Source organism: Micromonospora sp. NPDC050187 (assembly GCF_044459745.1).
Lineage (GTDB): Bacteria > Actinomycetota > Actinomycetes > Mycobacteriales > Micromonosporaceae > Micromonospora.
This window is the reverse complement of the sequence record NZ_JBITJH010000009.1, coordinates 94582-120364: the sequence shown is the minus strand read 5'-3', so window position 1 is coordinate 120364 and position 25783 is coordinate 94582. Positions and strand designations below refer to the sequence as shown.

The following is a 25783-nucleotide window of genomic DNA, read 5'->3' as shown; positions in this document are numbered from 1 at the left end:
CGGACTAGAGTCGCCTGCGTGACAGCTACGACCCCGCGCCTGCTCCTCGTCGACGGCCACTCCCTGGCCTACCGGGCCTTCTTCGCCCTGCCGGTGGAGAACTTCTCCACCACGACCGGGCAGCCGACAAACGCGGTCTACGGCTTCACCTCGATGCTGATCAACGTGCTCCGCGACGAGCGGCCCACCCACCTCGCGGTCGCCTTCGACGTCTCCCGCCGGTCCTTCCGCACCGAGAAGTACGCCGAGTACAAGGCCGGTCGCAGCGAGACCCCGGCCGACTTCGTCGGCCAGGTCAGCCTGGTCAAGGAGGTCCTCGCCGCGCTGCGGGTCCCGGTGGTGGAGAAGGAGGGGTACGAGGCCGACGACGTCATCGCCACCCTCGCCTGCCAGGCCCGTGACCAGGGCATGTCGGTGCTGATCTCCAGCGGTGACCGGGACGCCTTCCAACTCGTCGACGACAAGATCACCGTGCTCTACCCCCGTAAGGGCGTCTCCGACCTGGCCCGGATGGACGCCGACGCGGTCGAGGCGAAGTACGGCGTCCGTCCCGAGCGCTACCGCGACCTCGCCGCGCTGGTCGGCGAGACCAGCGACAACCTCCCCGGCGTGCCCGGCGTCGGCCCGAAGACCGCCGCCAAGTGGATCAACCTGTACGGCGGGGTGGAGGGGGTCGTCGCGCAGGCCGACCAGATCAAGGGCAAGGCCGGCGACAGCCTGCGGGAGCGGCTCGCCGACGTGCTCCGCAACTACGACCTGAACCGCCTGGTCGCCGACCTCGACCTGCCGCTGCGGGCCGAGGACACCCGCTGGACCGGCTGGGACCGGGAGGCGGTGCACCAGGTCTTCGACACGCTCCAGTTCCGCATCCTGCGGGACCGGCTCTACCAGTACCTGGAGGCGGTCGAGCCGGAGGCCGAGGCCGGCTTCGAGCTGACCGGCGAGGTGCTCACCGAGCCGGGTGCCCTGGCGGGGTGGCTGGCCGACCACGCGCCGGTCGACGTCCCGGTCGGCGTGGCGGTCAAGCTCGACACCGGCCCGAACCGCCGGCACACCGCCTCGGTCGTCGGGCTGGCCCTGGCGACCGGGGCCGGCGCGGCGGCCTGGTGCGACCCGGCCCGCCTGACGCCGGCGGACGAGTCGGCGCTGGCCGGCTGGCTCGGTGCCGCGGACCGGCCCAAGATGCTGCACGACAGCAAGCCGGCGGTGCTGGCGCTGGCCGCGCACGGCTGGGAACTCGCCGGCATCCACCGGGACACCCAGATCGCCGCGTACCTGGCCCGCCCCGACCAGCGTTCGTACGACCTGACCGACCTGGCGCTGCGCTACCTGCACCGGGAGCTGCGGGTGGACGCCCCGGAGACCGGCCAGCTCACCCTGGAGGGGTTCGGCGACGACGGCGAGGCCGAACAGAACCTCATGCTCCAGGCGCGGGCCACCCTGGACCTGGCCGACGCGATCGACGCCGAGCTGTCCCGCGACGGCGAGCAGTCCGCCCGGCTGATGGCCGGGGTGGAGCTGCCGCTGATGCGGGTGCTGGCCGCGATGGAGCGGGTCGGCATCGCCGCCGACACCGATTACCTGCACGAGCTGGAGGCGCACTTCGCCGGCGAGGTGAAGGGGGCCGCGCAGGCCGCGTACGCCGAGATCGGGCGGGAGTTCAACCTCGGCTCGCCGAAGCAGCTCCAGGAGATCCTCTTCGGGGAGCTGGGCCTGCCCAAGACAAAGAAGATCAAGACCGGGTACACCACCGACGCGGACGCCCTCGGCTGGCTCTACGCGCAGACCCAGCACCCGGTCCTGGAGCACCTGCTGCGGCACCGGGACGTCGCCAAGCTCAAGTCGACCGTCGACGGGCTGCTCAAGTCGGTCTCCGACGACGACCGCATCCACACCACCTTCAACCAGACGGTGGCCGCGACCGGCCGGCTCTCCTCCACCGAGCCCAACCTGCAGAACATTCCGATCCGCACCGAGGAGGGCCGGCGGATCCGCCGGGCGTTCGTGGTCGGCGAGGGCTACGACTGCCTGCTCACCGCCGACTACAGCCAGATCGAGATGCGGATCATGGCGCATCTGTCCTCGGACGAGAAGCTGATCGACGCGTTCAACTCCGGGGCCGACTTCCACGCCGTCACCGCCTCGTCGGTGTTCGGCGTGCCGGTCGAGGAGGTCACCGCCGACCAGCGGCGCAAGATCAAGGCGATGAACTACGGCCTGGCGTACGGGCTCAGCGCGTTCGGCCTCTCCCAGCAGCTCGGCATCACCGCCGAGGAGGCCCGGAGCCTGATGGACGACTACTTCGCCGGGTTCGGTGGCGTCCGCGACTACCTGCGCACGGTGGTCGACAAGGCCCGCCAGGACGGCTACACCTCCACCGTCCTGGGGCGTCGTCGCTACCTGCCCGACCTGGTCAGCGACAACCGGCAGCGCCGGGAGATGGCCGAGCGGATGGCGCTCAACGCCCCGATCCAGGGTTCGGCGGCCGACATCATCAAGCTCGCCATGCTGCACGTCGACACGGCGCTGCGGGACGCCGGACTGCGCTCGCGGATGCTGTTGCAGGTGCACGACGAACTGGTCTTCGAGGTGGCGCCGGGGGAGCGGGAGACGCTGGAGGCGCTGGTGCGGCGGGAGATGGGCGGGGCGTACCCGCTCTCGGTGCCGCTGGAGGTGTCCGTGGGCGACGGGCGGGACTGGAACAGCGCCGGCCACTGACGGGCCTTCCCGGCGACAGGCCGCTGCCGCCCCGTCGATCATGGAGTTGGGGCACCGCCCAAACCTCGCAATCGTCACCAGTCAGGCGCCACGGCTCCATGATCGACGGAGTGTTGGCACCGCGAGCCGTCGGGCATGCGCCGGTCGGCGGGGTGGGGTGGCTTGGTTCGGCGCGGTGGAGGTCCCGGGCAGCCCGACCCGCTCCGGGCGGGCAAGCTTGATCCCTGCGCGGGTCGGGCTGCCCGGAACCCCTGACGTGGTCCGGGTCGCGTCCTGACCTGGGCGGGTCGTGACCGCGGCCGGTCTCGGCGGGCTTCGCGGTGCCGGTTCACGCCGCCCGCGTACGGCACCCGGATGACCATGCGCACCGGCGGGGGCGGGCGGCACCCCGGGCCGGTTGGACGTGGCTTCCGGGGGCCGGGGTGCGCCGTGGCCCGGTGGCTAGCGGGCCGGGCCCCGGCGGGACTTGGGCGGGGCGCCGTGTCGCTCCAGGGCGCGGCGGGACGGGCCGCCGGGCGGCGGCAGCGGTGCCTTGAGCGGGTCATGGCCCCAGTTCATCAGGGAGTATCGCCACTTCGTGTCGCGGACGTCCCCGGACGGACGCTGGGCCATGTGCCGGTGGACGTAGCCGACGACCTTGCGCATGTGCTTGAAGTCGGCGGCGGACAGTTCCGCACGTTTGCGGCGCAGCAGGTCGACGATCCGCCGGCCCGACTCGTGCCCGACCGTCTCCCCGCTCTGCTTGCCCTTGCTGCGCCAGCCGACATGCTGGGACTCCTCGGTCTCCAGCCACCTCGACAGCTCGCCGGGCTTCATGTTCACCGCCTCGGTGAACTCCCGGTAGGTGTCCCGTTCCTGCTCATCGTTCTTCATGGCGCAACGCCTCCGGCTTGTGCGCGACGTCCCGGCCCGAGTCGTCGTTGCGGATGCGGTACTGCGGATGCTCCGGGGAGGCGTTCACCGCGTGCCCCCGCACGTGCGTCCGGTCGGTCAGCTTCTCCTTGACCACGCCGTGGGCCCGGCCGCTGTGGCTGGCCCAGGAGACGTGGTCGCCCTCGCGGAACTCCCTGTCGGCCATGCCCGCCGGGTACCCGGCGCCGATGCGTGGAAACCGGTCGCCGGCGTCAGGGGGCGATCTCGGCGACCGGTAGCTTGATGTCGAACGGCTCGGTCAGCTCGACCAGCTCCGCGCTCTCGGCGGCGGCGTACTCGCCCGGCTTGGCGAACCCGTCGACGCGGCGGGTGCCCGGGGAGACCACCTCGACGGCGAGGACGACGTCCTGGGGGTGTAGCAGGGACTGGTCGGCGGTGATGCCGATCCGGTGCTGCAGCACGTCCGGCTGGCGGCTGGTGTTGGTGTTCAGGGCCACGGGACGGGGCCGGCGCTCACACGGATCAGCCTGACGTCGGATCCCGGGCGTCGGACGGACAGCGGGTGCGACGTCAGGTCGTGGGCTTCTCGGCGACGAAGACGGCGGTGCCCGGGAAGAGTCGACCGCGCAGCGGGCTCCACTGGCCCCAGATCCCCTCGTGTCCCGCCGGCCACTCCGGTTCGACCAGGTCGACCAGGCGGAACCCGGCCCCGACCAGCTCCCGGATCCGGTCGCCGAGGGTGCGGTGCTGCTCGACGTAGGTGGCGACGCCGTGCTCGTCCTGCTCGACGTAGGGGGAGCGGTCGAAGTAGGAGTGGACGGCGGTCAGCCCGCCTTCCCCCGGGTCGTCCAGGAAGATCCAGCGCATCGGGTGGGTGACCGAGAAGACCCACCGCCCGCCGGGACGCAGCACCCGGGCCACCTCGCGCATCACCGCCGCCGAGTCGGCCACGAACGGGATCGCGCCGAACGCCGTGCAGACCGTGTCGAAGGCCGCGTCGGCGAAGGGGAGGGCCAGCGCGTCGGCCTGCACCAGCGGGACGCGTACCCCGCTGCGGTCGGCGGCCCGGGCGGCGTGCCGCAGCATGCCGGCGGAGAGATCCAGGGCGACCGGCGTGGCCCCCTGGGCGGCCAGCCACCGGGCGGCGGCCGCGGCCCCGCAGCCGAGTTCCAGGATCCGCCGGCCGGCGAGGTCGCCGAGCAGTCGGGCGTCGGCCTCGCGTAGGCCCTCCGGGCACCAGACGAAGTCCACCTCACCGAGGAAGTGGCCGTGTTCGGCCTGGTAGTCGTCGGCGTCGGCGTCCCACCAGCGGCGGTTGGCCCGGCGCGCCTCGGCGTCGCCGACCCGGCGGCGCAGCACCCGGTTGTCGTCGTCCACGCGACCACGCTAGGCCCCGCCCGCCCGGCGGCCGTCGGCGGTGCCGGCAGACGGTTGTGACGCCTGTTACACGAGTGGGGGATTGCGGGCGATTCTTCGGCTTTCGCAGCTGACGCGCCCCGCAGGAGGTGGGAGGGCTTGCACGCTGTGGTAATGCACCCGGTAGGCTAGAGGATGCGCTCGCGGATCGTGTGTCTCGGCAGGGAGCAGGCGCGCGGTCAACGGAGCCACATCATGATCTCATTTGGCGATCGTTCGGTGTGCCCGGAGGCGGATCCGCTGGCGCGAACAGGTCACTGCGATACAAGCCTGCTGTGACAAACCATCCGACCGGAGCAACCGCCCACATGACGAGCAGCATCGAGGCCCCCTCGAGCGCCACCCGGGTCACCCACGACGATCTCGGTTCCGAGGAAGCTTTCCTCGCCGCGATCGACGAGACCATCAAGTACTTCAACGACGGCGACATTGTCGAAGGCACCGTCGTCAAGGTCGATCGGGACGAGGTCCTGCTCGACATCGGCTACAAGACCGAGGGTGTCATCCCCTCTCGGGAGTTGTCGATCAAGCACGACGTGGACCCGGCCGAGGTGGTGTCGGTTGGTGACCACATCGAGGCCCTCGTCCTCCAGAAGGAGGACAAGGAGGGGCGTCTGATCCTCTCGAAGAAGCGGGCGCAGTACGAGCGGGCCTGGGGCACGATCGAGAAGATCAAGGACGAGGACGGGGTCGTCCGCGGCTCGGTCATCGAGGTGGTCAAGGGCGGCCTCATCCTCGACATCGGGCTGCGTGGCTTCCTGCCCGCCTCCCTGGTCGAGATGCGTCGGGTGCGCGACCTCCAGCCGTACGTCGGCCGGGAGCTCGAGGCCAAGATCATCGAGCTGGACAAGAACCGCAACAACGTGGTCCTGTCCCGCCGGGCCTGGCTCGAGCAGACCCAGTCCGAGGTGCGTACGGAGTTCCTCAACAAGCTCCAGAAGGGGCAGGTCCGCAAGGGCGTCGTCTCCTCGATCGTCAACTTCGGCGCGTTCGTCGACCTCGGCGGCGTGGACGGTCTGGTGCACGTCTCCGAGCTGTCCTGGAAGCACATCGACCACCCGTCCGAGGTCGTCGAGGTGGGCCAGGAGGTCGAGGTCGAGGTCCTGGACGTCGACCTGGACCGCGAGCGGGTCTCGCTGTCGCTGAAGGCGACCCAGGAGGACCCGTGGCGTCAGTTCGCCCGCACCCACGCGATCCAGCAGATCGTGCCGGGTAAGGTCACCAAGCTGGTGCCGTTCGGTGCGTTCGTCCGGGTGGACGACGGCATCGAGGGCCTGGTCCACATCTCCGAGCTGGCCGAGCGCCACGTGGAGATCCCGGAGCAGGTCGTCCAGGTTGGCTCCGAGGTCATGGTCAAGGTCATCGACATCGACCTCGAGCGGCGGCGGATCTCGCTCTCGCTCAAGCAGGCCAACGAGGGCTTCGTCGAGGGCGAGGAGCACTTCGACCCGACCCTCTACGGCATGGCCGCGACCTACGACAACGAGGGCAACTACATCTACCCGGAGGGCTTCGACCCGGAGACGGGCGAGTGGCTCGAGGGGTACGACAAGCAGCGCGAGACCTGGGAGAACCAGTACGCCGAGGCCCGTCAGCGTTGGGAGGCGCACACCAAGCAGGTGCAGAACTCCCGCGCCGCCGACGCCGAGGCCGCTGCCAACCCGACCCCCGTGGTCACCGGCGGCACCACCTCCTCGACCAGCCCGGCCCCGAGCCGGCAGACCGAGGAGCCGTCCGGCACCCTGGCCACCGACGAGGCGCTCGCCGCACTGCGGGAGAAGCTCGCCGGCGGCAAGTGACCCACAGGTAGCACCCGAAGGCCCCGTCCCCGGCTCCCCACGGTGGACGGGGCCTTCCCCTGTCCGGACCCTCGGGTTGGCAGGGCGGGGCCGATCGGGTTCACTGGTGCGGTGTTGAGGGTGGGGCTGACCGGAGGCATCGGTTCCGGTAAGAGCGCGGTGGCGGCGCGTTTCGCGCGACTCGGCGCGGTGGTCGTGGATTCGGACCGGATCGCCCGGGAGGTGGTCGCCCCCGGAAGCGGGGGGCTCGCGGAGATCGTCGCCACCTTCGGCACGGGGGTGCTCGCCCCCGACGGTTCTCTCGACCGGCCGGCCCTGGGAGCACTGGTCTTCGGCGACCAGGCGGCACGCCGTCGGCTGGAGGCGATCACCCACCCCCGGGTGCGGGCCCGGTCCGCCGAGCTGGCCGCCGCCGCGCCGCCGGACGCGGTCGTGGTCAACGACGTACCGCTGCTGGTCGAGGTCGGGCTGGCCCCGACGTACCACCTGGTGGTGGTGGTGCAGACGGCGCCGGAGATCCGGTTGGCCCGGCTCGAGCGGGACCGGGGGATGAGCCGGGCCGAGGCCGAGCGGCGGATCGCCGCGCAGGCCGACGACGCCCGCCGCCGGGCCGCCGCCGACGTGGTGCTCACCAACGACGCCACCCTCGACGACCTGCACGCCTCGGTCGACGCGCTCTGGCACGAGCGGCTCCTGCCGTACGAGGAGAACGTGCGCGAGCAGCGGGTGGTACGGACGCGACGGGTCCGGCTCGCCGATCCGGACCCGACCTGGCCGCAGCAGTACGAACGGCTCGCCGCCCGGATCCGACACGCGCTGACCCCCGACGTACGGATCGACCACATCGGCTCGACCTCGGTCCCGGGACTGCCCGCCAAGGACGTCATCGACGTCCAGCTCACCGTGTCCTCGCTCGACGATGCGGACGGCGTGCTCGCCGAACGGCTCGCCGACGCCGGGTTCCCGCGCTTCCCCGGCCAGTGGTGGGACAGCCCCCGTCCCCCCGGCGGGGAGTCCTGGCCGAAGCGGTTGCACGGCAGCTCCGACCCCGGCCGGCCGGTCCACCTGCACGTCCGGGAGGCCGGTTCACCGGGCTGGCGGTACGCACTGCTGATGCGTGACCACCTCCGCGCGGACCCGGAGCAGCGGGCGGCCTACCTGGCGATGAAACGCGCCGTGGCGGCGACGACCCCGGACAACGTCGGGTACGCGTTGGCCAAGGAACCGTGGTTCGACGAGGAGCAGGTCCACGCCGAGGAGTGGGCCGCCCGTACCGGCTGGCGCCCCTGACGCCGACGGCCGGTGTCCACCGGAGTCGTGGCGGGGTCAGCGGGCCGACGACCGGGGAACCGGGACCGGGGCCGGGGGCAGCCGGGGCACCGGCGCCTGCACCAGGTCGAGTTGGGCCCACGCGCCGACCGCGGCCCGCAGTTCCAGCCGACGCAGCACACCGGACCGGTCGAGCCAGTACCGCAGCGTGTGACCTCCGGCGCGTACCTCGACGACGTCCACCGGCCGCTTGCCGGCGCTGTCCCGGCGCAGCCAGATGGCGCGGGCCGGGTCCGGCGGCTCCCGGCCGGCCCGCAGCGCCGATCCGACCAGCCGGTCCAGCTCACCCGGACCGCTCCGGGCCCGCTCCCAGCGCGCGTCGCGGGGCGGCGGCAGCGGTGGCCGGGCGTCCGGGGCCTCGTCCCCGGCCGGCACCCGCGTCCGGGTCACGCCCGACCGGTCGTGGCGGGCCACGGTCCGCTGCTCCGGCGCGTCGAGGTCGGTCGTGGCGAGGTACGCGACCTGCCCACGCCAGTCCAGCCAGCCGCCGCCGCGCAGGTTCGCGCCGGTGCCGGTGGGGACGGCCAGGACGAGCGCGGTACCGCCGAGGGCCCGGTTCCGGGCGGGCATCCGGGCCAGCCGATCCGCCTCCTGTCGGGTCAGGTCCCGGGGCAGCCCGGGGGTGCCGCCGAGGGCGGCCACCGGGTGCAGCGGCGGGCGGTGCGACCGGTCCAGGTCCAGCGTCACCGGTACGGCGCCGGGCAGCCGGGCCGTCAGCCGGTGCAACCGGGCCTCCCGGTCCACCCAGTAACGCCACCCGTCGTCGGACGGGGGGTGCACGGGCGTGCTGCCGGCCGGGGGTGGGGCGGGTGTGCCGCTGGCGGGGGCGTCGGTCGGGGCCGGCGTCGCACCGGCGGTACGGAACACGTCGACCGGCGTGCGGTTGACGGTGTCCCGGGCGACCCAGCGGGCATCCCGCAACCGGGTGACCGGGTCGGGCCGGTCGGCCGACAGCGCGAAGAGCAGGTCGAGGAGGGCGGCCAGTGCGGGACGGTCCGGCAGGTCACGGATCCGCCAGTTGTCGGCCGGGGGCATGAGCGGTGGGACGGCCGGGGTGAGCACGGCCGCCGGGTCGGGACGGACCACCACGACGCCGGGGGTCGCCTGCACCAGGCCCCGGAGCGGACCCGCCCCCGGACCGCCGACGTCGAGGTAGACCAGCGGCCGGGTCCAGTCGACCCAGCCGACCGCCTCGACGCGGTCGCCGCCCCGGCCGACGGTGGCCCGCAGCCGGGCCCGTCCGTCCCGATAGTTGGTGACCCGGACGGCGGCCAGCCGCTCGGCCTCGGCGACGGTGAGCGCACGGGCCGGGTCCGGCGGGTCGGGTCGCCAGCTGAGCAAGCCGGCGACCAGGGCCGTGGCGGTGAGGAGGGCCACCGCGCCGAGCCCGATCAGGAGGGTATGCCGCCGGCGGGCCCGGTCGCCGCGAACCGGGGCCCGGGGCGCCGCCCGGGCGGTGTCGTCCCGGTCGCCGGGAACGTCCGGAACCGCGTCGCCCGAGGCGGGCGCGGGTCCGGACCCCCGGTCGGGCGATGTCTCCACGAGTGGTTGAACGCCCCCGACCGGGCTGGGGTGACGAGCAGGGGCGCTCGCGGCGGCCGGTCTGCGCGCTCGGCGCGACCGCATCGGGGGCGCACGCCGGTCGACCCGGGTGCCGCAGCCCCTGCGCCGGGCGGGTCGGCCGACGAGGGCCGGGCCCCGGCCCGGTCGGCCGCCGCGAGCGGCCTACGGTGCACACCTTAGCGTGGTGAGATGTAGCCCACAATGAGAATATCGAAGCTGGTCAGGGCGGCTCCCGTGGTTCGGGTCGGAGTGTCACACCGGCGGCGTACCGTGGGGGTCATGGCGCTCGACATCCCCCGTCTCGACGGACGTTTCCAGGTCGTCAGCGAGTTCCAGCCGGCCGGCGACCAGCCCGCCGCCATCGACGATCTGGAGCGGCGCGTCCGCCGGGGCGACCGGAACACGGTCCTGCTCGGCGCGACCGGCACCGGCAAGAGCGCCACCACGGCCTGGCTGGTCGAGCGGCTGCAACGGCCGACCCTGGTCCTCGCCCCCAACAAGACCCTCTGCGCCCAGTTGGCCAAGGAGTTCAGCGAGCTGCTCCCGCACAACGCGGTGGAGTACTTCGTCTCCTACTACGACTACTACCAGCCCGAGGCGTACATTCCCCAGACCGACACCTACATCGAGAAGGACTCCTCGATCAACGAGGAGGTCGAGCGGCTGCGCCACTCCGCGACGATGTCCCTGCTCACCCGGCGGGACGTGATCGTGGTGGCCACGGTCTCGGCGATCTACGGCCTGGGCACCCCGGAGGAGTACCTCGACCGGGCCGTCCGGGTCAAGGTCGGGCAGGAGCTGGACCGCGACCAGTTGCTGCGTCGCCTGGTCGACATCCAGTACACCCGCAACGACATGGCCTTCCAGCGCGGCACGTTCCGGGTCCGGGGCGACACCCTGGAGATCATTCCGGCGTACGAGGAGATGGCGCTGCGGATCGAGCTCTTCGGCGACGAGGTGGAGAAGCTCTACTACCTCAACCCGCTCACCGGTGACGTGGTGCGCGAGGTCGACCACCTGCTGATCTTCCCGGCCACCCACTACGCCGCCGGTCCGGAACGGATGGAGCGGGCGATCCGTGACATCGAGACCGAGCTGGCCGAGCGTCTCGCCGAGCTGGACCGGCAGGGCAAGCTGCTGGAGGCGCAGCGGCTGCGGATGCGCACCACCTACGACATCGAGATGATGCGGCAGGTGGGCTTCTGCTCCGGCATCGAGAACTACTCCATGCACATCGACGGCCGGCTGCCGGGGAGCCCGCCGCACTGCCTGCTCGACTACTTCCCCGACGACTTCCTCACCGTCGTCGACGAGTCCCACGTGACGATCCCGCAGATCGGCGGCATGTACGAGGGCGACGCCTCGCGCAAGCGGATGCTGATCGACCACGGCTTCCGGCTGCCCAGCGCAGCCGACAACCGGCCACTGCGCTTCGACGAGTTCCTGGAGCGGGTGGGCCAGATGGTCTTCCTCTCCGCCACCCCTGGCCCCTGGGAACTGGAGCAGGCGCAGGGCGAGTACGTCGAGCAGGTGATCCGCCCGACCGGCCTGGTCGACCCGGAGGTCGTCGTCAAGCCCACCAAGGGGCAGATCGACGACCTGATGCACGAGATCCGGCTGCGTACCGAGCGCGACGAGCGGGTGCTGGTCACCACCTTGACCAAGAAGATGGCCGAGGACCTCTCCGACTACCTCCTGGAGAACGGCATCCGGGTGCGCTACCTGCACTCCGAGGTCGACACGCTGCGCCGGGTGGAGCTGCTGCGGGAGCTGCGCAAGGGCGAGTACGACGTGCTGGTCGGGATCAACCTGCTCCGGGAGGGCCTCGACCTGCCCGAGGTGTCCCTGGTGGCGATCCTCGACGCCGACAAGGAGGGCTTCCTGCGCAGCGGCCGGTCGCTGATCCAGACCATCGGTCGGGCGGCCCGGAACGTCTCCGGACAGGTGCACATGTACGCCGACAAGGTCACCCCGTCGATGGCCGAGGCGATCGACGAGACCAACCGGCGGCGGGACAAGCAGATCGCGCACAACGAGGCCCACGGGATCAGTCCCGAGCCGCTGCGCAAGAAGATCCACGACATCCTGGACGACATCTACCGCGAGGCGGAGGACACCGAGACCGACAACCGTGTCGGTGGCGCGGTGCGGCAGCTCTCCCGGGGCAAGGCCCCGGTCAAGGAGACCCGGAGCCGGGCGCGGGCGACCGCCGGCCCGTCCCGGGAGGGCATGGCCCGCGCCGACCTCGCCCAGCTCATCCAGGAACTCAACGACCAGATGCTCGCCGCCGCCCGGGAGTTGCAGTTCGAGCTGGCCGCCCGGATCCGTGACGAGGTCGCCGAGCTCAAGAAGGAACTGCGGGGCATGGACGCGGCCGGGGTGAAGTGACCTCCCGGTGACGGGCACGCCGGCCGGTTGACCGGCAGCGACGCACCCCGGCCACCCGTTGTTGCTCTCTGTGAGCGGGGTATTGCGTTGGGTGGTAACCCCCCGTAGTCTCCGACGGTGGGAGGCCGGATGCCGCTGCCAACGAGTCCCGTTATCCGCCGGGCGCGCCTGGGCGCGGAGCTGCGCCAGCTCCGTCGCCAGGCGGCGCTCACCCTCGAACAGGTCTGCGAAAGGCTCGGCTGGGCCTCCACCTCCAAACTGTCCCGCATCGAGCTGGGGCAGAGCCGTCCCGACCTGGCCGACGTCTTCGACCTGCTCGACGTCTACGAGGTTCCGGTCGCGCAACGGGAGGCGCTCATCGTCATCGCCCGGGACGCCGCGACCAACCGGAGCTGGTGGAAGGCCCTCGGCGAGATGGGGGACCGGCAACGCACCTACGCCGAGCTGGAGGCGGGCGCGGCCACCATCTTCGAATACCAGCCCGCCGTGGTGCCGGGGCTGCTCCAGACCCGGGCGTACGCGCGGTTGCGGGTGGCCGCCGGCCGGCTCCTCGATCCGGGGATCGACGTGGAGGCGGACACCCGGGCCCGGGCGGCCCGGCAGGACGTGCTGCAGCGCGCGGACGCCCCCCGGTACACCGCGGTGCTCGACGAGGCCGTGCTCACCGGGGCCGGCGTTCCCGCCCCGGTATGGCGGGAGCAGGTGCGGCACCTGGTGGCGACGGCCCGTCGGGCGAACGTGACGATCCGGGTCCTGCCCCGGGGCGTCCCGGTGGCCGGGAGCGTGATGCACCCGCTGACGCCGTTCTCCTGTTACGCCTTCCCGGACCCGGCCGATCCCCGCACGGTGGTGCTGGAGGCGCTCACCACCGACCTGCGGCTGACCGCCGAGCCGGACGTCCGCCGCTACGAGCAGCTCGCCGGTTGGCTGCTCGACGCGGCCCTGTCCGCCGCCGACACGATTGAGCTCTGCACGGGGCAGGTCACCGAGGAGTGAGCCCGGCGGCCCGGAGGGCCGTTCCGGCGTCGGTCAGGCGTACCGGTGGAAGCCGCCCTCGGAGTCGATGACCTGGCCGGTGATCCACCGGGCCTCGGGTGAGCAGAGGAAGGCCACCAGCCGTGCCGCGTCCGCCGGAGTGCCCCAGCGCCCGCCGGGGAAGTGGTGGGCCACGGCGGCGTGCACCTCGGGTGGCGCGTAGCCGGTGTCGGTGGGGCCGGGGTTCACGCAGTTGACGGTGATTCCTCGGGGCATCAGCAGCGGCGCGAGCTGGACGGTGAGGTTCTCCACCGCAGCCTTGCTCACCGCGTACGCCAGCTCGTCCGGCATCGGACCGAGCCGCTGCCCGCTGGAGAAGAGCAGCAGCCGACCGCCGTGGCCGGCGGTGAACGCGGCGGCGAAGGCCTCGGCCAGCAGCAGGGTGGCCCGGACGTTGACCAGCAGGTGCCGGTCGATCTCGCCCGCGTCCAGGGTGCCGAGCGGGGTGCGGGTGGAGTAGGCGTGCACCGCCACCACCGCGTCCAGCCGGCCGTACCGCCGGACCGCCTCGGCCACCAGGTCGGCCGGTGCGGCCGGATCCAGCAGGTCGGCGGTGACGTACTGGCCGCGCCCGCCCAGTTCGGTGAGGAGGGTCGGTACGCCCTGCGGGTCGCCGCCGTACGGTTGGGCGTCGTCGTAGCCGGGCAGGCCGGTGAGCAGCAGCCGGTGACCGGCCGCCGCGAGGGTCCGGGCGACCGCCGTGCCGATGCCGACGCCCCGGCTGACCCCGGTCACCAGGGCCACCCGATCGGTCATGCCGTCAGCCAACCACAGGCGCCGGACGGGCGCGACCGGGTTCCACCCCGCGCCCGTGGTCCCGGCCGCTGCCCCGGTGTCCCGACGTCGTCGTCAGGCGGGTACGTCGACGAAGTGCTCGACCCGGGGCGGACCGGCGAAGTGCGGCCCGATCAGGGCCCGCCACCGTTCGAACCGCTCGGTGCCCCGGAACTCGCGTTCGTGGGCCTCGACGGAGTCCCACTCGACGAGCAGCACGAACCGCGACGGCGACTCGATCCCGCGGGTCATCCGCACCGAGCGGCAGCCGGGAGTGCCGGCGAGGATCGGGTGACCCTGGGCGTACGCGGCGGCGAACGCGTCCTCGTGTCCGGGCAGTACGTCGATGAGCGCGACCTCAAGCACCATGCCCCGCAGCCTGCCATGCCGGTGGCCGACGCCGGGCGCGGGTGGGGGTTCGTCCCACGCGCCGGGCGGGGGTCAGCGGGTGCGCTCGGCTTCCGGCGGGCCGGACCGCACGAGCGTCCACAAACGACACCTAGCCTCCTAGGATGCCCTGCGCGGTGTGTCGCTCCGTACCCACGCGCGGTCAACCACGCCGAGCGGCCGGAACGCCGCACGCCGCAGTTCGGGAGTGACGAACCGGTGACAGGCAAGAGAACGTGACGTGGTCGGCATTCGCCGCCTCGGGAGGTGCGCGGGGAGGCGTGCATGGTGAACAATGACCGCCGAGGAGGGGAGTATCCCTCACGATGGTGTCGTCAGCACGGTCGAACGTCCCCCGACGGTCGACCCGGCACCATCGGTCATCGATCCGTTCGCGGAGCGGTGGCGGGAGAGACCTCCGACAGTCACCAGAGTCAGCATCGCCGGCACACCGAGCCTTGGGCTTTTCCTGTTCCACGGGTTGCGGTGTGCCGGTCGCTGCGTGCCTGCCGGAGGATAAGCTGTGAACGTGTCCGGACTGGTCTGGGCCGTGACCCTGATCGCGCTGACCGCGATCCTGGTCTTCGACCTGTTGGTCATCGGCCGTCGCCCCCATGAACCCAGCGTCCGCGAGTCCAGCCTCTGGGTCGGATTCTACGTCGGCCTGGCCCTGCTCTTCGGCGTCGGTCTCTGGTTCTTCGGCGGCGGCAAGGTCGCGGGCGAGTTCTACACCGGCTGGCTCACCGAGTACAGCCTCTCGGTGGACAACCTCTTCGTCTTCGTGATCATCATGGCCCGGTTCGCGGTGCCCCGGCAGTACCAGCAGAAGGTGCTGTTGATCGGCATCGTGCTGGCGCTGATCATGCGAGGCGCCTTCATCGCGGCCGGCGCGGCGTTGATCTCGCAGTTCACCTGGGTGTTCTACATCTTCGGCGCGTTCCTCATCTACACGGCGGTCAACCTCGCCCGGCAGGGCGAGCCCGACGAGGACGAGTTCACCGAGAACGTGCTGATCCGGTGGAGCCGACGGGCACTGCCCATCTCCCAGGGCTACGACGGCGCGAAGATGACCACGCGGGCGTACGGCAAGCGGCTCTTCACCCCGATGCTGATCGTCATGATCGCGATCGGCACCACCGACCTGATCTTCGCGCTCGACTCGATCCCGGCCATCTTCGGCATCACCCAGGAGCCGTACCTGGTCTTCACCGCGAACGTCTTCGCGTTGATGGGGCTCCGGCAGCTCTACTTCCTCCTCGGTGGTCTGCTCAACCGCCTGATCTACCTGAGCACCGGCCTGGCCGTGGTGCTCGGCTTCATCGGCGTCAAGCTGGTGCTCGAGGCGCTCGCCGAGAACAACCTTCCGTTCCTCAACGGCGGCGAGCACGTCGGGTGGGCCCCGCACATTCCGATCTGGCTCTCGCTGACGGTCATCCTCGGCACGCTCGCCGTGGCGACGGTTGCCAGCCTGGTCAAGTCCTCCCGGGACCGCCGCCGCGAGCTGCTCGCCGTCAAGCACTGACCGTTCACGCACCGTTCGGGGAGTCCGCCGGATCCGGCGGACTCCCCGAACGTCTGCCTGCTGCGCAGCCGGCCGGCGTATCCCGGCCCCGGGTCAGGCAGTACGGGCGGCATCCCCATTCGGTAACCGGTACGCACCGTCCTGGTGCTCGTCGACGTCGTGCCCGTCAGCAGGGCGGCCGCCCTGCGGATGTACAGGATTCCGCGCCGCATCCGGAGCCCGACATCCCGGCCGGCGCTCCTGGCCGATGCGGCGGGCAGAGCCCTTGGTCTGACTGCGGGCCGTGGCACCTCTGATACTGAGGGTGTGGCTCGTATGGGTGATGATGGGTCGATGGGTCGACTGCGGGTGGTCATGGCGGCCGTGCTGTTCGGGGTGGGGGCGACCGGGATCGTGGTCGTGCTGGCCGGGCAGGGGGTGGACCGGGCGGAGAAGTGGGTGTCCCTGGTCGTGGGGCCCATGTCCGTGGCCCTTACCGCAGCGGGGCTCGGGGTGGGCTGGCTCACCTGGCGCCAGAGCCGCTCGGGGGCGGGTATGCGGCCGGTGGACGCCAGCGGGCCTGGGGCGGTGGCGATCGGCGGTGACAGCCACGGCGTGACAGAGGCCAACGTGTCGGATGTGTCGGCCGTCTCGCCGATTCCTCCACCGGCTGGAGGTGGGGTGAGGGCTGCTGGTGCGGGGTCGGTGGCGATCGGCGGCAGTAGCACTGCGTCGATCCGCACCACCGTCACCGGCGGGGGTGGCACCGCGTGATCTTCCGTTCTCGAAAGCCCGACCGTCCCGGGCCGGTGAACGCTTCAGCTCCGGGCTCCATCGCCATCGGTGGCGACGCTCACGGGCCGGTCAGCGCGACGGTTCACGTCCATCAGCCGCTGTGGCAGGTGACCTGGCCGCACCAGGTTGGGGTGGTGCCGCTGTTGGCGCACTGTCGGCAGGAACGCCCCGCCGATCAGGCCCTCGACGCCGCCGTGGCGGCAGGAGAGGGTGTGGTGGTGTGTCAGGTGGCAGCCGGGCTCGGTGGGGTCGGCAAGACCCAACTTGCCGTCGCCCTGGCTCGCCGGCTGTGGGATTGCGGTGAGTTGGATCTGCTGGTGTGGGTGTCGGCGACGTCCCGGCCGGCGGTGGTCACCGCCTACGCCCAGGCCGCCGCCGACGTCGTCGGCGTCGACGACACCGACCCGGAGCAGGCCGCCGTCCGGTTCCTGGCCTGGCTGGCGGCTACCCCACGACGCTGGCTGATCGTTCTGGACGACGTGACCGATGCCAACGACCTGCAAGGTCTGTGGCCGGCGGCGACCGGGTCGGGACGGACAGTGGTTACCACCCGCAGTATGGACAGTGCGCTGGCCGCAGGCCGGCACCGCATCGACGTCGGCGTGTTCACCCCGGCCGAGTCGATGAACTATCTGGCCGCGAAGCTCGCCGGCGATTCGATCCGGTTGGAGCAGGCCGCCGACCTGGCCGACGACCTCGGGCACCTGCCCTTGGCGTTGGCGCAGGCCGCCGCGTACATCCTCGACCGTACGAGCATGACCTGCGCCAGCTACCGCCGCCGCCTCGCCGACCGGCGGCGGCAGTTGGTCGCCCTGGCTCCCCGGGTGCTGCCGGACGACTACCCCTATCCGGTCGCGGTGACCTGGTCGCTGTCCATCGACCGTGCCGATACTTTTGCCCCAGAAGGTCTGGCCCGGCCGGTGCTGGAACTGGCCGCCCTGCTCAACCCCAACGGCATCCCCACCGAGGTGTTCACCACCCCCGCCGTCCTGACCCACCTGGGCGCCCGCACCGGCGGACCGATCGCGGCCGACGACGTCACCGACGCCCTCGACAACCTCGCCCGACTCAGCCTCGCCACCACCGATCCCGAAACCGGTACCGTCCGGGTCCACGGGCTCCTGCAACGCGCGGTCCGCGAAGCCACCCCCTCCGCCCACGCCGCGCAGCTGGCGGTCACTGCCGCCGACGCACTGCGCAGCATCTGGCCCGACATCGAACGCGGCCGGGACCACGCCCAAGCCCTACGCGCCAACACCACCGCCCTGCACACTCACAGCGACCCACTGCTGTGGAACGCCGTTCGCGGCGTCCACCCCGTCCTGTTCGCCGCCGGCCGCAGTCTCGGGAGAACCGGCCAGCTCGCCGCCGCCATCGCCTACTTCCACACGCTGAACATCACCGCGACCCACCACCTCGGCCCCGATCACCCCGGCACCCTCACCACCCGCAACAACCTTGCCTACTGGCGTGGTGAGGCCGGGGATCCGGGCGGTGCGGCCGCTGCTTTCGAGGATTTGCTCACCGACTGCCTGCGGGTGCTGGGCCCCGACCATCCCGACACCCTGGCCACCCGCAGCAACATCGCTCGCTGGCGCGGTGAGGCCGGGGATCCGGGCGGTGCGGCCGCTGCTTCCAAGGACCTGCTCACCGACTGCCTGCGGGTGCTCGGTCCCGACCATCCCGACACCCTGGCCACCCGCAGCAACATCGCTTCCTGGCGCGGTGAGGCCGGGGATCCGGGCGGCGCGGCCGCCGCTTTCGAGGAACTCCTCACCGACCGCCTGCGGGTGCTGGGCCCCGACCATCCCGACACCCTCAACACCCGCAGCAACATCGCTTCCTGGCGCAGCGAGGCCGGGGATCCGGGCGGCGCGGCCGCCGCTTTCGAGGAACTCCTCACCGACTTCCTGCGGATGCTCGGCCCCGACCATCCCGACACCCTCATCATCCGCAACAACATCGCCCACTGTCTCGGTCAGGCCGGGGACCCGACCGGCGCCGTCACCGCCTACCGGGAACTCCTCACCGACCAACTGCGGGTGCTCGGCCCCGACCACCCCCGTGCTCTCACCACCCGCAACAACATCGCCTACTGTCTCGGTCAGGCCGGGGACCCGACCGGCGCCGTCACCGCCTACCGGGAACTCCTCACCGACCAACTGCGGGTGCTGGGCCCCGACCATCCCGACACCCTCAACACCCGCAGCAACATCGCTCGCTGGCGCAGCGAGGCCGGGGATCCGACTGGCGCCGCCGCTGCTTCCAGGGACCTTCTCACCGACTGCCTGCGGGTGCTCGGCCCCGACCATCCCAACACCCTCATCGCCCGCAACAACATCGCCTACTGTCTCGGTCAGGCCGGGGACCTGACCGGCGCCGCCGCCGCCTTCGAGGAACTCCTCACCGACCAACTGCGGGTGCTCGGCCCCGACCACCCCGGTACTCTCATCACCCGCAACAACGTGGCCCACTGCCTTGGTGAGGCCGGGGACCCAGCGGGCGCTGCCGCGGCTCTCGACGAACTCCTCGCTGACTGCCTGCGGGTGCTCGGCCCCAACCATCTGAACACTGTCACTGTCCACGGCAACCTTGCCCGCTGGCGGGGGCGTGGCAGGTCGTGATGTGCCGGGCAGGCCCGGTCCCGCCGGTATCCCGGGGACTGGAGCGCGTCAGCTATTCAGGGCGGCGGGGAACTCCGCACCGGGCCGAGCGTCCCTGGGTCATGACCGCTCGCGGCGGGGTGTGTCCGACGGTCCGGGTGTGACGCGGTGGACGCCGACCAGGGTGGCGGTGCGGTCGTCGGGGAGGCGTTCCTCCAGCACCCGGCGGCGCTGGTAGCAGGCGTGCACCATGCGGCGGTCGTCGCCGGGTCGTGGGGCGGCGCTGACGATGCCGACGTGGTGGATGCCCCGGCCCGGCCGGGCGAAGAAGTACAGGTCGCCGGGGCGTTCGGTGCCGAGTTCCACGGGGGTGGTCGCGGCGGCCTGGTCCCCGGCGTCGCGGGGCAGCCACACCCCGAACCGTCGCCAGGCCAGGTGCACCAGGCCGGAGCAGTCGATGCCGGCGGGGGACGTGCCGCCCCAGATGTAGACGACGTCGCGGAGCCGATCGGCGACGGCGAGCGCCTCGTCGGGGGCCGGAGGGCGGGTCGGTAGGGGAGCGGTGTGCCGGTCGGGGAGCCAGAGCGGTTCGGGGTGGCCGGGAGCGCGCACCGGTCGCCAGCCGTCGACGGCCGGCCCGGTGGGGGTGAGCCGGGTGCCGAGGGCGACGCCGGGCAGCCGGACGTCGCCGTGGGGCGTGGCGTGCAGGGCGGTGACGGTGGCGTCGACGACCAGCGGATGGGTGGGGGTCGGTGGGCCGGTGGGCGCGGTGGCGAGCTGGCCGGTGGGCAGCCAGCCGGGGTAGCCGCGTGGGTCGAGGCCGGCGGCGGCCTGTTCGACGGCGACGACCCGCACCCAGCCGGGCGGGCCCACCTCGGTGACCAGGACCTCCTCGCCGAGCAGGAGTTGGCTCAGGACGCAGTCGCCGACCTGCTGGTCGGTGTCCATGCCGGCGATCCAGGCGGCGGTGTCGACGTGCGCCCCGAGTGCGGGGGTGTCGATCGGGCGGACCGCTTCGGGGCGGGTCCAGAGGGTCGCCACGGCGACCCGGACGACGGCCCGCTGGCCGGCTCGCAGTTCCACGTGCACTCCCAGGCGTCGGGCGGTCGTCTGCGGTGACCTTATGAAAGATTCCAACAGTCATCAACCATGCTGCTGAATCTTTGCTTCATCGATGCCTTTGATGCCGAGACCGGGGGCGTCGGGGAGCACCACGGTGGCGCCGTCGTACCGCATGCCGCCGCGTACCGGCGACCAGGCCAGCCACCAGGCGGCGTCGAGGTCGGCCACGACGGTGGTGCCGTACGCGGCGACCAGGCTGGCGGCGGCGCCGACGCCGATCTGGCTCTCCATCATCGACCCGACGAGGGTGCCGACGCCGTGCGCGGCGGCCAGGTCGAGCAGGGTACGGGCCGGGCGCAGCCCGCCGGCCTTGGCGAGCTTGACGTTGACCAGGTCGGCGGCGCGGCGGCGGATCACCTCGACCAGGTCACGGGGCCCGAAGACGGACTCGTCGGCGAGGATCGGCAGGTCCACCCGGTCGCTGACCCAGGCCATCCCGTCCAGGTCCCATTGGGCGACGGGCTGTTCGACCAGTTCGACGTCGAGGCCGGCGTCCTCGATGCCACGGATGACCCGGACCGCCTCGCGGGGCGTCCAGCCCTGGTTGGCGTCGAGACGGATCCGCACCCGGGGGCCCACCGCCGCGCGGACGGCGCGGACCCGGTCCAGGTCGCCGGCGGCGTCGGTGCCCACCTTGAGCTTGAGCACGGTGAACCCGTCGGCCGCGCGCTGCCGGGCGGTGGCGGCCAGGTCGACCGCGTCCCCGGCGGAGACGGTGACGTCGGTGGGGACGTGTCGGCTGGTGCCGCCGAGCAGCCGCACCAGGGGCACGCCGAGCCGGCGGGCGGCGAGGTCGTGCAGGGCGGTGTCGACGGCGGCCTTGGCCGCCTCGTTGCCGGCGACGGCGCGTTGGATCTCGGCGCAGCGGGCGTTGAGGTCGTCGGCGTCGCGTCCGGCGACCAGTGGGCCGAGGACCTCGTGGACGCAGGCGCGGGAGCCGTCGATGGATGCGCCGGTGACCTGCCAGACCTGCGGGGCCTCACCGAACCCGGAGCGCCCCTCGTCGTCGACGATCTCGACCACGAGGGTCTCGACGGTGGTGGTGCGGCGCAGGGCGGTGACGAAGGGGGTGTGTAAGGGGGCGGAAAGCCGGTGGGTGCGTACCGCAGCGATCGTCATTGCGGCAATCTATACAGACGGACGCGCGGCAGGGGAGGCCGGATGAGGGTGCGGGACTGGGAGTTGGTGGGCGCGCCGAACGCGCGGGACCTGGGTGGCCTGGTGGGCGCGGACGGGCGGCGGGTGCGGGCGGGTCGGCTGATCCGTACCCCGGCGTTGGGGCGGCTGACCGACGAGGACCTGCCGGTGCTGGCGAAGCTCGCCCCGGCGTGTGTGGTCGACCTGCGGTACGCCGCCGAGATCGCGGAGGCCCCGCCGGACCGGCTGCCCGGTGAGCCGACGGTGGTGCACCTGCCGGTGCACGACCCGGCGCACCCGGTCTTCACCTACGTCTCGGCGCTGCTGCTCGGACACGACCTGGACGCGTACGGGGAACTGGCGGAGCAGGGCACCCCGGCGGCGATGGCGGCGATCTACCGGTGGTTCGTGACGGGGGAGTCGGCGCGGAGCGGGTTCGCCGCGGCGCTGCGGCTGGCCGCCGACCCGGCGAACCTGCCCCTGGTGTTCCACTGTTCGGCGGGCAAGGACCGCACGGGCTGGTTGGCGGCGGTGCTGTTGACCGTGCTGGGGGTGGACGAGGCGGCGATCCGCGCCGACTACCTGCGGCACAACGAGTTGACGGTGAGCCTGCGGGAGGTGCTGCTGGAGGCGATGCGGCGGCGCCGGCCGGAGCTGGACGCGGACGCGGTGCGTCCGGTGCTCGAGGTGCGGCCGGAGTACCTGGACGCCGGGTACGACGAGGTGGCACGGGTGCACGGGTCGTTCGGGGCGTATCTGCGCGACGGCCTGGGGGTGACCGACGAGCTGGTCAGCGCGTTGCGGGCGAACCTGTTGGAGTGAGCCGGGCGACGAGGCCGGTGACGATGAGCGCCTGACCGAGGCAGTAGGTGCTCATCACCCACACCCCGTGGCCGGGCAGGTGGCCGACGTCGGCCGTGCCGGTGGCGATGATCAGGTCGGACAGGAGGAAGAGCGCGCCGCCGAGGGCGACGCGGGGGCCGTGCCCGGCGGCGGTGGCGGCCATGGTGGCCAGCGCGATGGCGTACCCGGCGACGGGCACGGCGAGTCCGGCGTCGGTGAGGCCGGGCCACATCCAGGCCAGGGCGGCGGTGGTGGCGACGGCGTACCCGAGCGGGATGGCGACCAGTGGCGGGCGGAGCAGCTTCCGGGCGGCGCCGTGGCGGGTGAACGCGGTGATGTAGCACAGGTGCGCGCCGAGGAAGAGCGACATGCCGGTGAGGAACGCGGGGGTGCCGTCGACGAGGAGTGCGATGTCGCCGCCGGTGGAGAAGGCGAGCGCGGCGAGGAGCAGTCGGTCCGGTCGCCGGCCGTGGGCGGCGGCGACCCACCAGAGGTACGCGGCGAGCGCCGGGATCAGCAGCGGTTTGGTGAGCAGGACGCCGAGGCGGTGGTCGGTGGCGACGGCGACGAGGTTCGCCGTCGTCAGGACGGCGAAGACGAGCAGCGGCAGCCGGTGGTGGCGCACGGGGGCTCCTGGTGGGGGTGGGGAGCGGGTGGATGGCCGCCGGGTCCGTCGTCGGTACCCGGGTCAGGGGGCCGGGCGTAGGTCGTGGCGGGCGGCCCAGACGTGGGCGGAGACGTCGGCGAGCAGCCGGCAGGCGTCCGGGTCGGTGAGGTCGGTGGTGGTGCAGACGGCGAGCACGTACGGGGGCGCGTCGTGGGGGAGGACCACGCCGACGCCGTGCCGGACGCCGGTGACCCAGCCGTTCTTGTGGGCGATGGGCACCCCGGCGGGGAGTCCGGCGGGGAGGTCCTCGCGGAACTGCTGGGCGCACAGCACGTCGAGCATGGTGGCGCAGCTGGCCGGGGTGGCGAGGGGGCCGGGGCGGGTGGCGCCGGCGGCGAGCGCGCCGAGCAGGCCGGCGAGGTCGGCGGCGCTGACCAGGTTGGTGATGCCGGCGGCGCGGGCGGTGTAGTCCTCGATGCCCCGCCCGGTGACGCTGTGCCGGGCACCGGCGAGGGCCCAGACCTCGGCGACGGCGGGGAGGCCGACGTGGCCGAGGAGGATGTTGGTGGCGAGGTTGCTGGAGCGGACGATCATGCGTTCGGCGAGCCAGCGCAGCGTGGCGGTGCGGTCGAGGCGGTCCCAGACGGCGTCGTCGTTGTCGTAGTGCGGGGTGAGGGAGAACCGCGGCCCGTCGGGGTGGGCGGACGGGAAGTCGTTGTGCACCGGCACCGGGGTGTCCGGGTCGAGGGTGCCGGCCTCGGCGGCCCGGTAGAGAGCGGCGAGCACGGCGACCTTCATGGTGCTGGCCGCGTAGTGCGGGGTGTGTTCGGCGTGGGTCCAGGTGGGGGCGGCGTCGAGGCGGCCGGCGTACGCCGAGACGGTGCCGGGCACAGCGGCCAGGCGGGCGTCGAGCTCGTCCCAGGTCATGGCGGTGACCGTAGCCGATCGCCCGGGGTCGCGGGGGCCCGTGCGGCCCCCGCGACCGGTGGTTCAGTTGGCGTGCTTGCGGCGGGCGGTGGCGCGGGCCCGCTGGGTCTGGTCGAGGACGACCTTGCGGATCCGCACGGCCACCGGGGTCACCTCGACGCACTCGTCCTCGCGGCAGAACTCCAGGGCCTGCTCCAGGGAGAGCTTGCGCGGCGGGATGAGCTTCTCGGTCTCGTCGGCGGTCGACGAGCGCATGTTGGTGAGCTTCTTCTCCTTGGTGATGTTGACGTCCATGTCGTCGGAGCGGGAGTTCTCGCCGACGATCATGCCCTCGTACACCTCGGTGCCCGGCTCGACGAAGAGCTGGCCGCGCTCCTGGAGGTTGGTCATGGCGAACGCGGTGACCGAGCCGGAGCGGTCGGCGACCAGGGAGCCGTTGTTGCGGGTACGCAGCTCGCCGAACCACGGCTCGTAGGACTCGAAGACGTGGTGCAGGATGCCGGTGCCGCGGGTCTCGGTGAGGAACTCGGTGCGGAAGCCGATCAGGCCCCGGGCGGGCACGAGCCACTCCATCCGGATCCAGCCGGTCCCGTGGTTGACCAGCTGCTCCATCCGGCCCTTCCGGGTGGCCAGGAGCTGGGTGATCGCGCCGAGGTAGTCGTCGGGCGCGTCGATGGTGAGCCGCTCGACCGGCTCGCAGGTCTTCCCGTCGATCTCCCGGGTGACCACCTGCGGCTTGCCGACGGTGAGTTCGTAGTTCTCCCGGCGCATCTGCTCGACCAGGATGGCCAGGGCCAGTTCCCCACGGCCCTGCACCTCCCAGGCGTCGGGGCGCTCGGTGGGCAGCACCCGCAGGGACACGTTGCCGACGAGTTCCTTGTCGAGGCGGTCCTTGACCATGCGGGCGGTGACCTTGGCGCCCTTGACCCGACCGACCATCGGAGAGGTGTTGGTGCCGATGGTCATCGAGATGGCCGGCTCGTCCACGGTGATCAGCGGCAGCGGGCGGGCGTCCTCGGCGTCGGCGAGGGTCTCACCGATCATGATCTCGGGGATGCCGGCGACCGCGATGATGTCGCCCGGCCCGGCGCTGTCGGCGGACTTGCGCTCCAGGCCCTCGGTCATCAGCAGCTCGGAGATGCGGACCTTGGCGATGGTGCCGTCGGTGCGGCACCAGGAGACGGTCTGGCCCTTGGCGATGGTGCCCTGCCGGACCCGGCAGAGCGCGAGCCGGCCGAGGAACGGGGAGGCGTCGAGGTTGGTGACGTGGGCCTGCAGCGGGGCGTCCTCGTCGTAGGCGGGCGGCGGGATGGTGTCGAGCAGGGTGCGGAACAGCGGTTCGAGGCTGGTGCTGTCCTCGGGGACGGCGCCGTCGGCGGGCTGGGTCAGCGAGGCGATGCCGTCGCGGGCGCAGGCGTAGACGATCGGGAAGTCGATCTGCTCCTCGTCGGCGTCGAGGTCGAGGAAGAGCTCGTAGGTGTCGTCCACGACGTCCTTGATCCGGGCGTCCGGACGGTCCACCTTGTTGATCACCAGGATGATGGGCATCCGGGCCTTCAGTGCCTTGCGCAGCACGAAGCGGGTTTGCGGCAGCGGGCCCTCGCTGGCGTCGACGAGCAGCACCACCCCGTCGACCATGGTGAGTCCGCGTTCCACCTCGCCGCCGAAATCGGCGTGGCCGGGGGTGTCGATGATGTTGATGGTGACCGGGTCGGAGCCGTCCGCCGGGAGATACCGCACGCCGGTGTTCTTGGCGAGGATGGTGATGCCCTTTTCCCGTTCCAGGTCCATCGAGTCCATCACCCGCTCGGTCGTCTCGCCGCGGGCGCCGTAGGCGCCGGCCTGCCGCAACATGGCGTCGACCAGCGTGGTCTTGCCGTGGTCGACGTGGGCGATGATGGCGACGTTGCGGAGGTCGGTGCGAAGCTGCATTCCTCCATCCTCCCGTCCGCCGGGATCAGGGGCG

21 protein-coding genes are annotated in these 25783 nt (G+C 72.3%); 9 read left to right on the top strand and 12 right to left on the bottom strand.

Going from position 1 to position 25783, the window contains the following annotated elements:
- Positions 1 to 18 precede the first annotated feature (18 nt).
- Positions 19 to 2718, top strand: coding sequence for a DNA polymerase I (polA, locus tag ACIBJE_RS16505; RefSeq protein WP_396748935.1), 2700 nt, complete (start codon positions 19 to 21; stop codon positions 2716 to 2718).
- 441 nt (positions 2719 to 3159) lie between these two features.
- On the opposite strand, the gene ACIBJE_RS16500 is transcribed toward polA, so the two are convergent.
- The 4 genes from ACIBJE_RS16500 to ACIBJE_RS16485 all read right to left on the bottom strand — a co-directional run bounded on the left by ACIBJE_RS16500 (position 3160) and on the right by ACIBJE_RS16485 (position 4968).
- Positions 3160 to 3591, bottom strand: a complete 432-nt coding sequence (locus tag ACIBJE_RS16500; RefSeq protein ID WP_396748933.1) for a DUF3140 domain-containing protein — start codon at positions 3589 to 3591, stop codon at positions 3160 to 3162.
- Entirely contained in the window at positions 3578 to 3796 is a 219-nt protein-coding gene (locus tag ACIBJE_RS16495; protein ID WP_088982992.1) for a DUF2945 domain-containing protein, read from the bottom strand. Before ACIBJE_RS16495 ends, ACIBJE_RS16500 begins: the two co-directional genes overlap by 14 nt.
- Before the next feature lie 46 nt (positions 3797 to 3842).
- On the bottom strand, positions 3843 to 4088 hold the full coding sequence (locus ACIBJE_RS16490) for a hypothetical protein (RefSeq protein ID WP_396748931.1): 246 nt from the start codon (positions 4086 to 4088) through the stop codon (positions 3843 to 3845).
- Positions 4089 to 4161: 73 nt separating this feature from the next.
- Positions 4162 to 4968 carry a class I SAM-dependent methyltransferase gene (locus ACIBJE_RS16485; protein ID WP_396748929.1) on the bottom strand — a complete coding sequence of 269 codons (807 nt, stop codon included), beginning with the start codon at positions 4966 to 4968 and terminating at the stop codon, positions 4162 to 4164.
- Positions 4969 to 5315: 347 nt separating this feature from the next.
- On the opposite strand from ACIBJE_RS16485, the gene rpsA reads away from it, so the two are divergent.
- Both rpsA and coaE read left to right on the top strand, forming a co-directional pair.
- Positions 5316 to 6806, top strand: a complete 1491-nt coding sequence (rpsA, locus tag ACIBJE_RS16480) for a 30S ribosomal protein S1 (protein ID WP_396748927.1) — start codon at positions 5316 to 5318, stop codon at positions 6804 to 6806.
- Positions 6807 to 6917: 111 nt separating this feature from the next.
- Complete coding sequence (coaE, locus tag ACIBJE_RS16475) at positions 6918 to 8096, top strand: dephospho-CoA kinase (protein WP_396748924.1); 1179 nt, start codon at positions 6918 to 6920, stop codon at positions 8094 to 8096.
- 36 nt (positions 8097 to 8132) lie between these two features.
- On the opposite strand, the gene ACIBJE_RS16470 is transcribed toward coaE, so the two are convergent.
- On the bottom strand, positions 8133 to 9677 hold the full coding sequence (locus ACIBJE_RS16470) for a hypothetical protein (RefSeq protein WP_396748922.1): 1545 nt from the start codon (positions 9675 to 9677) through the stop codon (positions 8133 to 8135).
- Positions 9678 to 9977: 300 nt separating this feature from the next.
- On the opposite strand from ACIBJE_RS16470, the gene uvrB reads away from it, so the two are divergent.
- Together uvrB and ACIBJE_RS16460 are read left to right on the top strand one after the other, a co-directional pair.
- The gene (uvrB, locus tag ACIBJE_RS16465) at positions 9978 to 12086 is read left to right on the top strand and encodes an excinuclease ABC subunit UvrB (RefSeq protein WP_396748920.1); all 2109 of its coding nucleotides are present in this window, start codon (positions 9978 to 9980) and stop codon (positions 12084 to 12086) included.
- A 129-nt stretch (positions 12087 to 12215) separates the two neighbouring features.
- Positions 12216 to 13082, top strand: coding sequence for a helix-turn-helix domain-containing protein (locus ACIBJE_RS16460; RefSeq protein ID WP_396748917.1), 867 nt, complete (start codon positions 12216 to 12218; stop codon positions 13080 to 13082).
- Positions 13083 to 13115: 33 nt separating this feature from the next.
- Here the strand turns inward: ACIBJE_RS16460 and ACIBJE_RS16455 are convergent, their stop codons facing one another.
- Complete coding sequence (locus ACIBJE_RS16455; protein ID WP_396748915.1) at positions 13116 to 13877, bottom strand: SDR family oxidoreductase; 762 nt, start codon at positions 13875 to 13877, stop codon at positions 13116 to 13118.
- Between the two features lie 93 nt (positions 13878 to 13970).
- A complete protein-coding gene (locus ACIBJE_RS16450; protein ID WP_088983001.1) occupies positions 13971 to 14264 on the bottom strand; it encodes an antibiotic biosynthesis monooxygenase in 294 nt (97 codons plus the stop codon).
- 541 nt (positions 14265 to 14805) lie between these two features.
- On the opposite strand from ACIBJE_RS16450, the gene ACIBJE_RS16445 reads away from it, so the two are divergent.
- From ACIBJE_RS16445 to ACIBJE_RS16435, 3 genes are all read left to right on the top strand, one after another.
- Positions 14806 to 15804: a TerC family protein gene (locus ACIBJE_RS16445; RefSeq protein WP_396748912.1), complete on the top strand. Its 999-nt coding sequence runs from the start codon at positions 14806 to 14808 to the stop codon at positions 15802 to 15804.
- Positions 15805 to 16137: 333 nt separating this feature from the next.
- On the top strand, positions 16138 to 16557 hold the full coding sequence (locus ACIBJE_RS16440; protein ID WP_396748910.1) for a hypothetical protein: 420 nt from the start codon (positions 16138 to 16140) through the stop codon (positions 16555 to 16557).
- A 35-nt stretch (positions 16558 to 16592) separates the two neighbouring features.
- Positions 16593 to 19202: a tetratricopeptide repeat protein gene (locus ACIBJE_RS16435; RefSeq protein ID WP_396748907.1), complete on the top strand. Its 2610-nt coding sequence runs from the start codon at positions 16593 to 16595 to the stop codon at positions 19200 to 19202.
- A 99-nt stretch (positions 19203 to 19301) separates the two neighbouring features.
- Here ACIBJE_RS16435 and ACIBJE_RS16430 read toward each other — a convergent pair whose 3' ends face one another.
- Both ACIBJE_RS16430 and ACIBJE_RS16425 read right to left on the bottom strand, forming a co-directional pair.
- Positions 19302 to 20264 (bottom strand): NlpC/P60 family protein, encoded by a 963-nt coding sequence (locus ACIBJE_RS16430; RefSeq protein ID WP_396748906.1) that lies wholly within the window; start codon positions 20262 to 20264, stop codon positions 19302 to 19304.
- A gap of 60 nt (positions 20265 to 20324) precedes the next feature.
- The gene (locus tag ACIBJE_RS16425; RefSeq protein WP_396748903.1) at positions 20325 to 21422 is read right to left on the bottom strand and encodes a mandelate racemase/muconate lactonizing enzyme family protein; all 1098 of its coding nucleotides are present in this window, start codon (positions 21420 to 21422) and stop codon (positions 20325 to 20327) included.
- A gap of 42 nt (positions 21423 to 21464) precedes the next feature.
- On the opposite strand from ACIBJE_RS16425, the gene ACIBJE_RS16420 reads away from it, so the two are divergent.
- The gene (locus ACIBJE_RS16420) at positions 21465 to 22262 is read left to right on the top strand and encodes a tyrosine-protein phosphatase (RefSeq protein WP_396748901.1); all 798 of its coding nucleotides are present in this window, start codon (positions 21465 to 21467) and stop codon (positions 22260 to 22262) included.
- Here the strand turns inward: ACIBJE_RS16420 and ACIBJE_RS16415 are convergent.
- The 3 genes from ACIBJE_RS16415 to typA form a co-directional block, all read right to left on the bottom strand.
- On the bottom strand, positions 22231 to 22908 hold the full coding sequence (locus ACIBJE_RS16415) for a lysoplasmalogenase (protein WP_396748899.1): 678 nt from the start codon (positions 22906 to 22908) through the stop codon (positions 22231 to 22233). The genes ACIBJE_RS16420 and ACIBJE_RS16415 overlap by 32 nt on opposite strands.
- 63 nt (positions 22909 to 22971) lie before the next feature.
- The gene (locus ACIBJE_RS16410; protein ID WP_396748897.1) at positions 22972 to 23817 is read right to left on the bottom strand and encodes a serine hydrolase; all 846 of its coding nucleotides are present in this window, start codon (positions 23815 to 23817) and stop codon (positions 22972 to 22974) included.
- Positions 23818 to 23880: 63 nt separating this feature from the next.
- Entirely contained in the window at positions 23881 to 25749 is a 1869-nt protein-coding gene (typA, locus tag ACIBJE_RS16405; protein WP_396748895.1) for a translational GTPase TypA, read from the bottom strand.
- Positions 25750 to 25783 lie beyond the last annotated feature (34 nt).

What these genes read in the sequence shown, in the direction of transcription:
- ACIBJE_RS16460 (WP_396748917.1), top strand. Translation starts at nt 12,216, where the DNA reads ATGCCGCTGCCAACGAGTCCCGTTATCCGCCGGGCGCGCCTGGGCGCG.
- ACIBJE_RS16425 (WP_396748903.1), bottom strand. Translation starts at nt 21,422, where the DNA reads ATGACGATCGCTGCGGTACGCACCCACCGGCTTTCCGCCCCCTTACAC.
- typA (WP_396748895.1), bottom strand. Translation starts at nt 25,749, where the DNA reads ATGCAGCTTCGCACCGACCTCCGCAACGTCGCCATCATCGCCCACGTC.
- ACIBJE_RS16500 (WP_396748933.1), bottom strand. Translation starts at nt 3,591, where the DNA reads ATGAAGAACGATGAGCAGGAACGGGACACCTACCGGGAGTTCACCGAG.
- uvrB (WP_396748920.1), top strand. Translation starts at nt 9,978, where the DNA reads ATGGCGCTCGACATCCCCCGTCTCGACGGACGTTTCCAGGTCGTCAGC.
- rpsA (WP_396748927.1), top strand. Translation starts at nt 5,316, where the DNA reads ATGACGAGCAGCATCGAGGCCCCCTCGAGCGCCACCCGGGTCACCCAC.
- ACIBJE_RS16455 (WP_396748915.1), bottom strand. Translation starts at nt 13,877, where the DNA reads ATGACCGATCGGGTGGCCCTGGTGACCGGGGTCAGCCGGGGCGTCGGC.
- ACIBJE_RS16420 (WP_396748901.1), top strand. Translation starts at nt 21,465, where the DNA reads ATGAGGGTGCGGGACTGGGAGTTGGTGGGCGCGCCGAACGCGCGGGAC.
- ACIBJE_RS16450 (WP_088983001.1), bottom strand. Translation starts at nt 14,264, where the DNA reads ATGGTGCTTGAGGTCGCGCTCATCGACGTACTGCCCGGACACGAGGAC.
- ACIBJE_RS16440 (WP_396748910.1), top strand. Translation starts at nt 16,138, where the DNA reads ATGGGTCGACTGCGGGTGGTCATGGCGGCCGTGCTGTTCGGGGTGGGG.
- ACIBJE_RS16410 (WP_396748897.1), bottom strand. Translation starts at nt 23,817, where the DNA reads ATGACCTGGGACGAGCTCGACGCCCGCCTGGCCGCTGTGCCCGGCACC.
- ACIBJE_RS16495 (WP_088982992.1), bottom strand. Translation starts at nt 3,796, where the DNA reads ATGGCCGACAGGGAGTTCCGCGAGGGCGACCACGTCTCCTGGGCCAGC.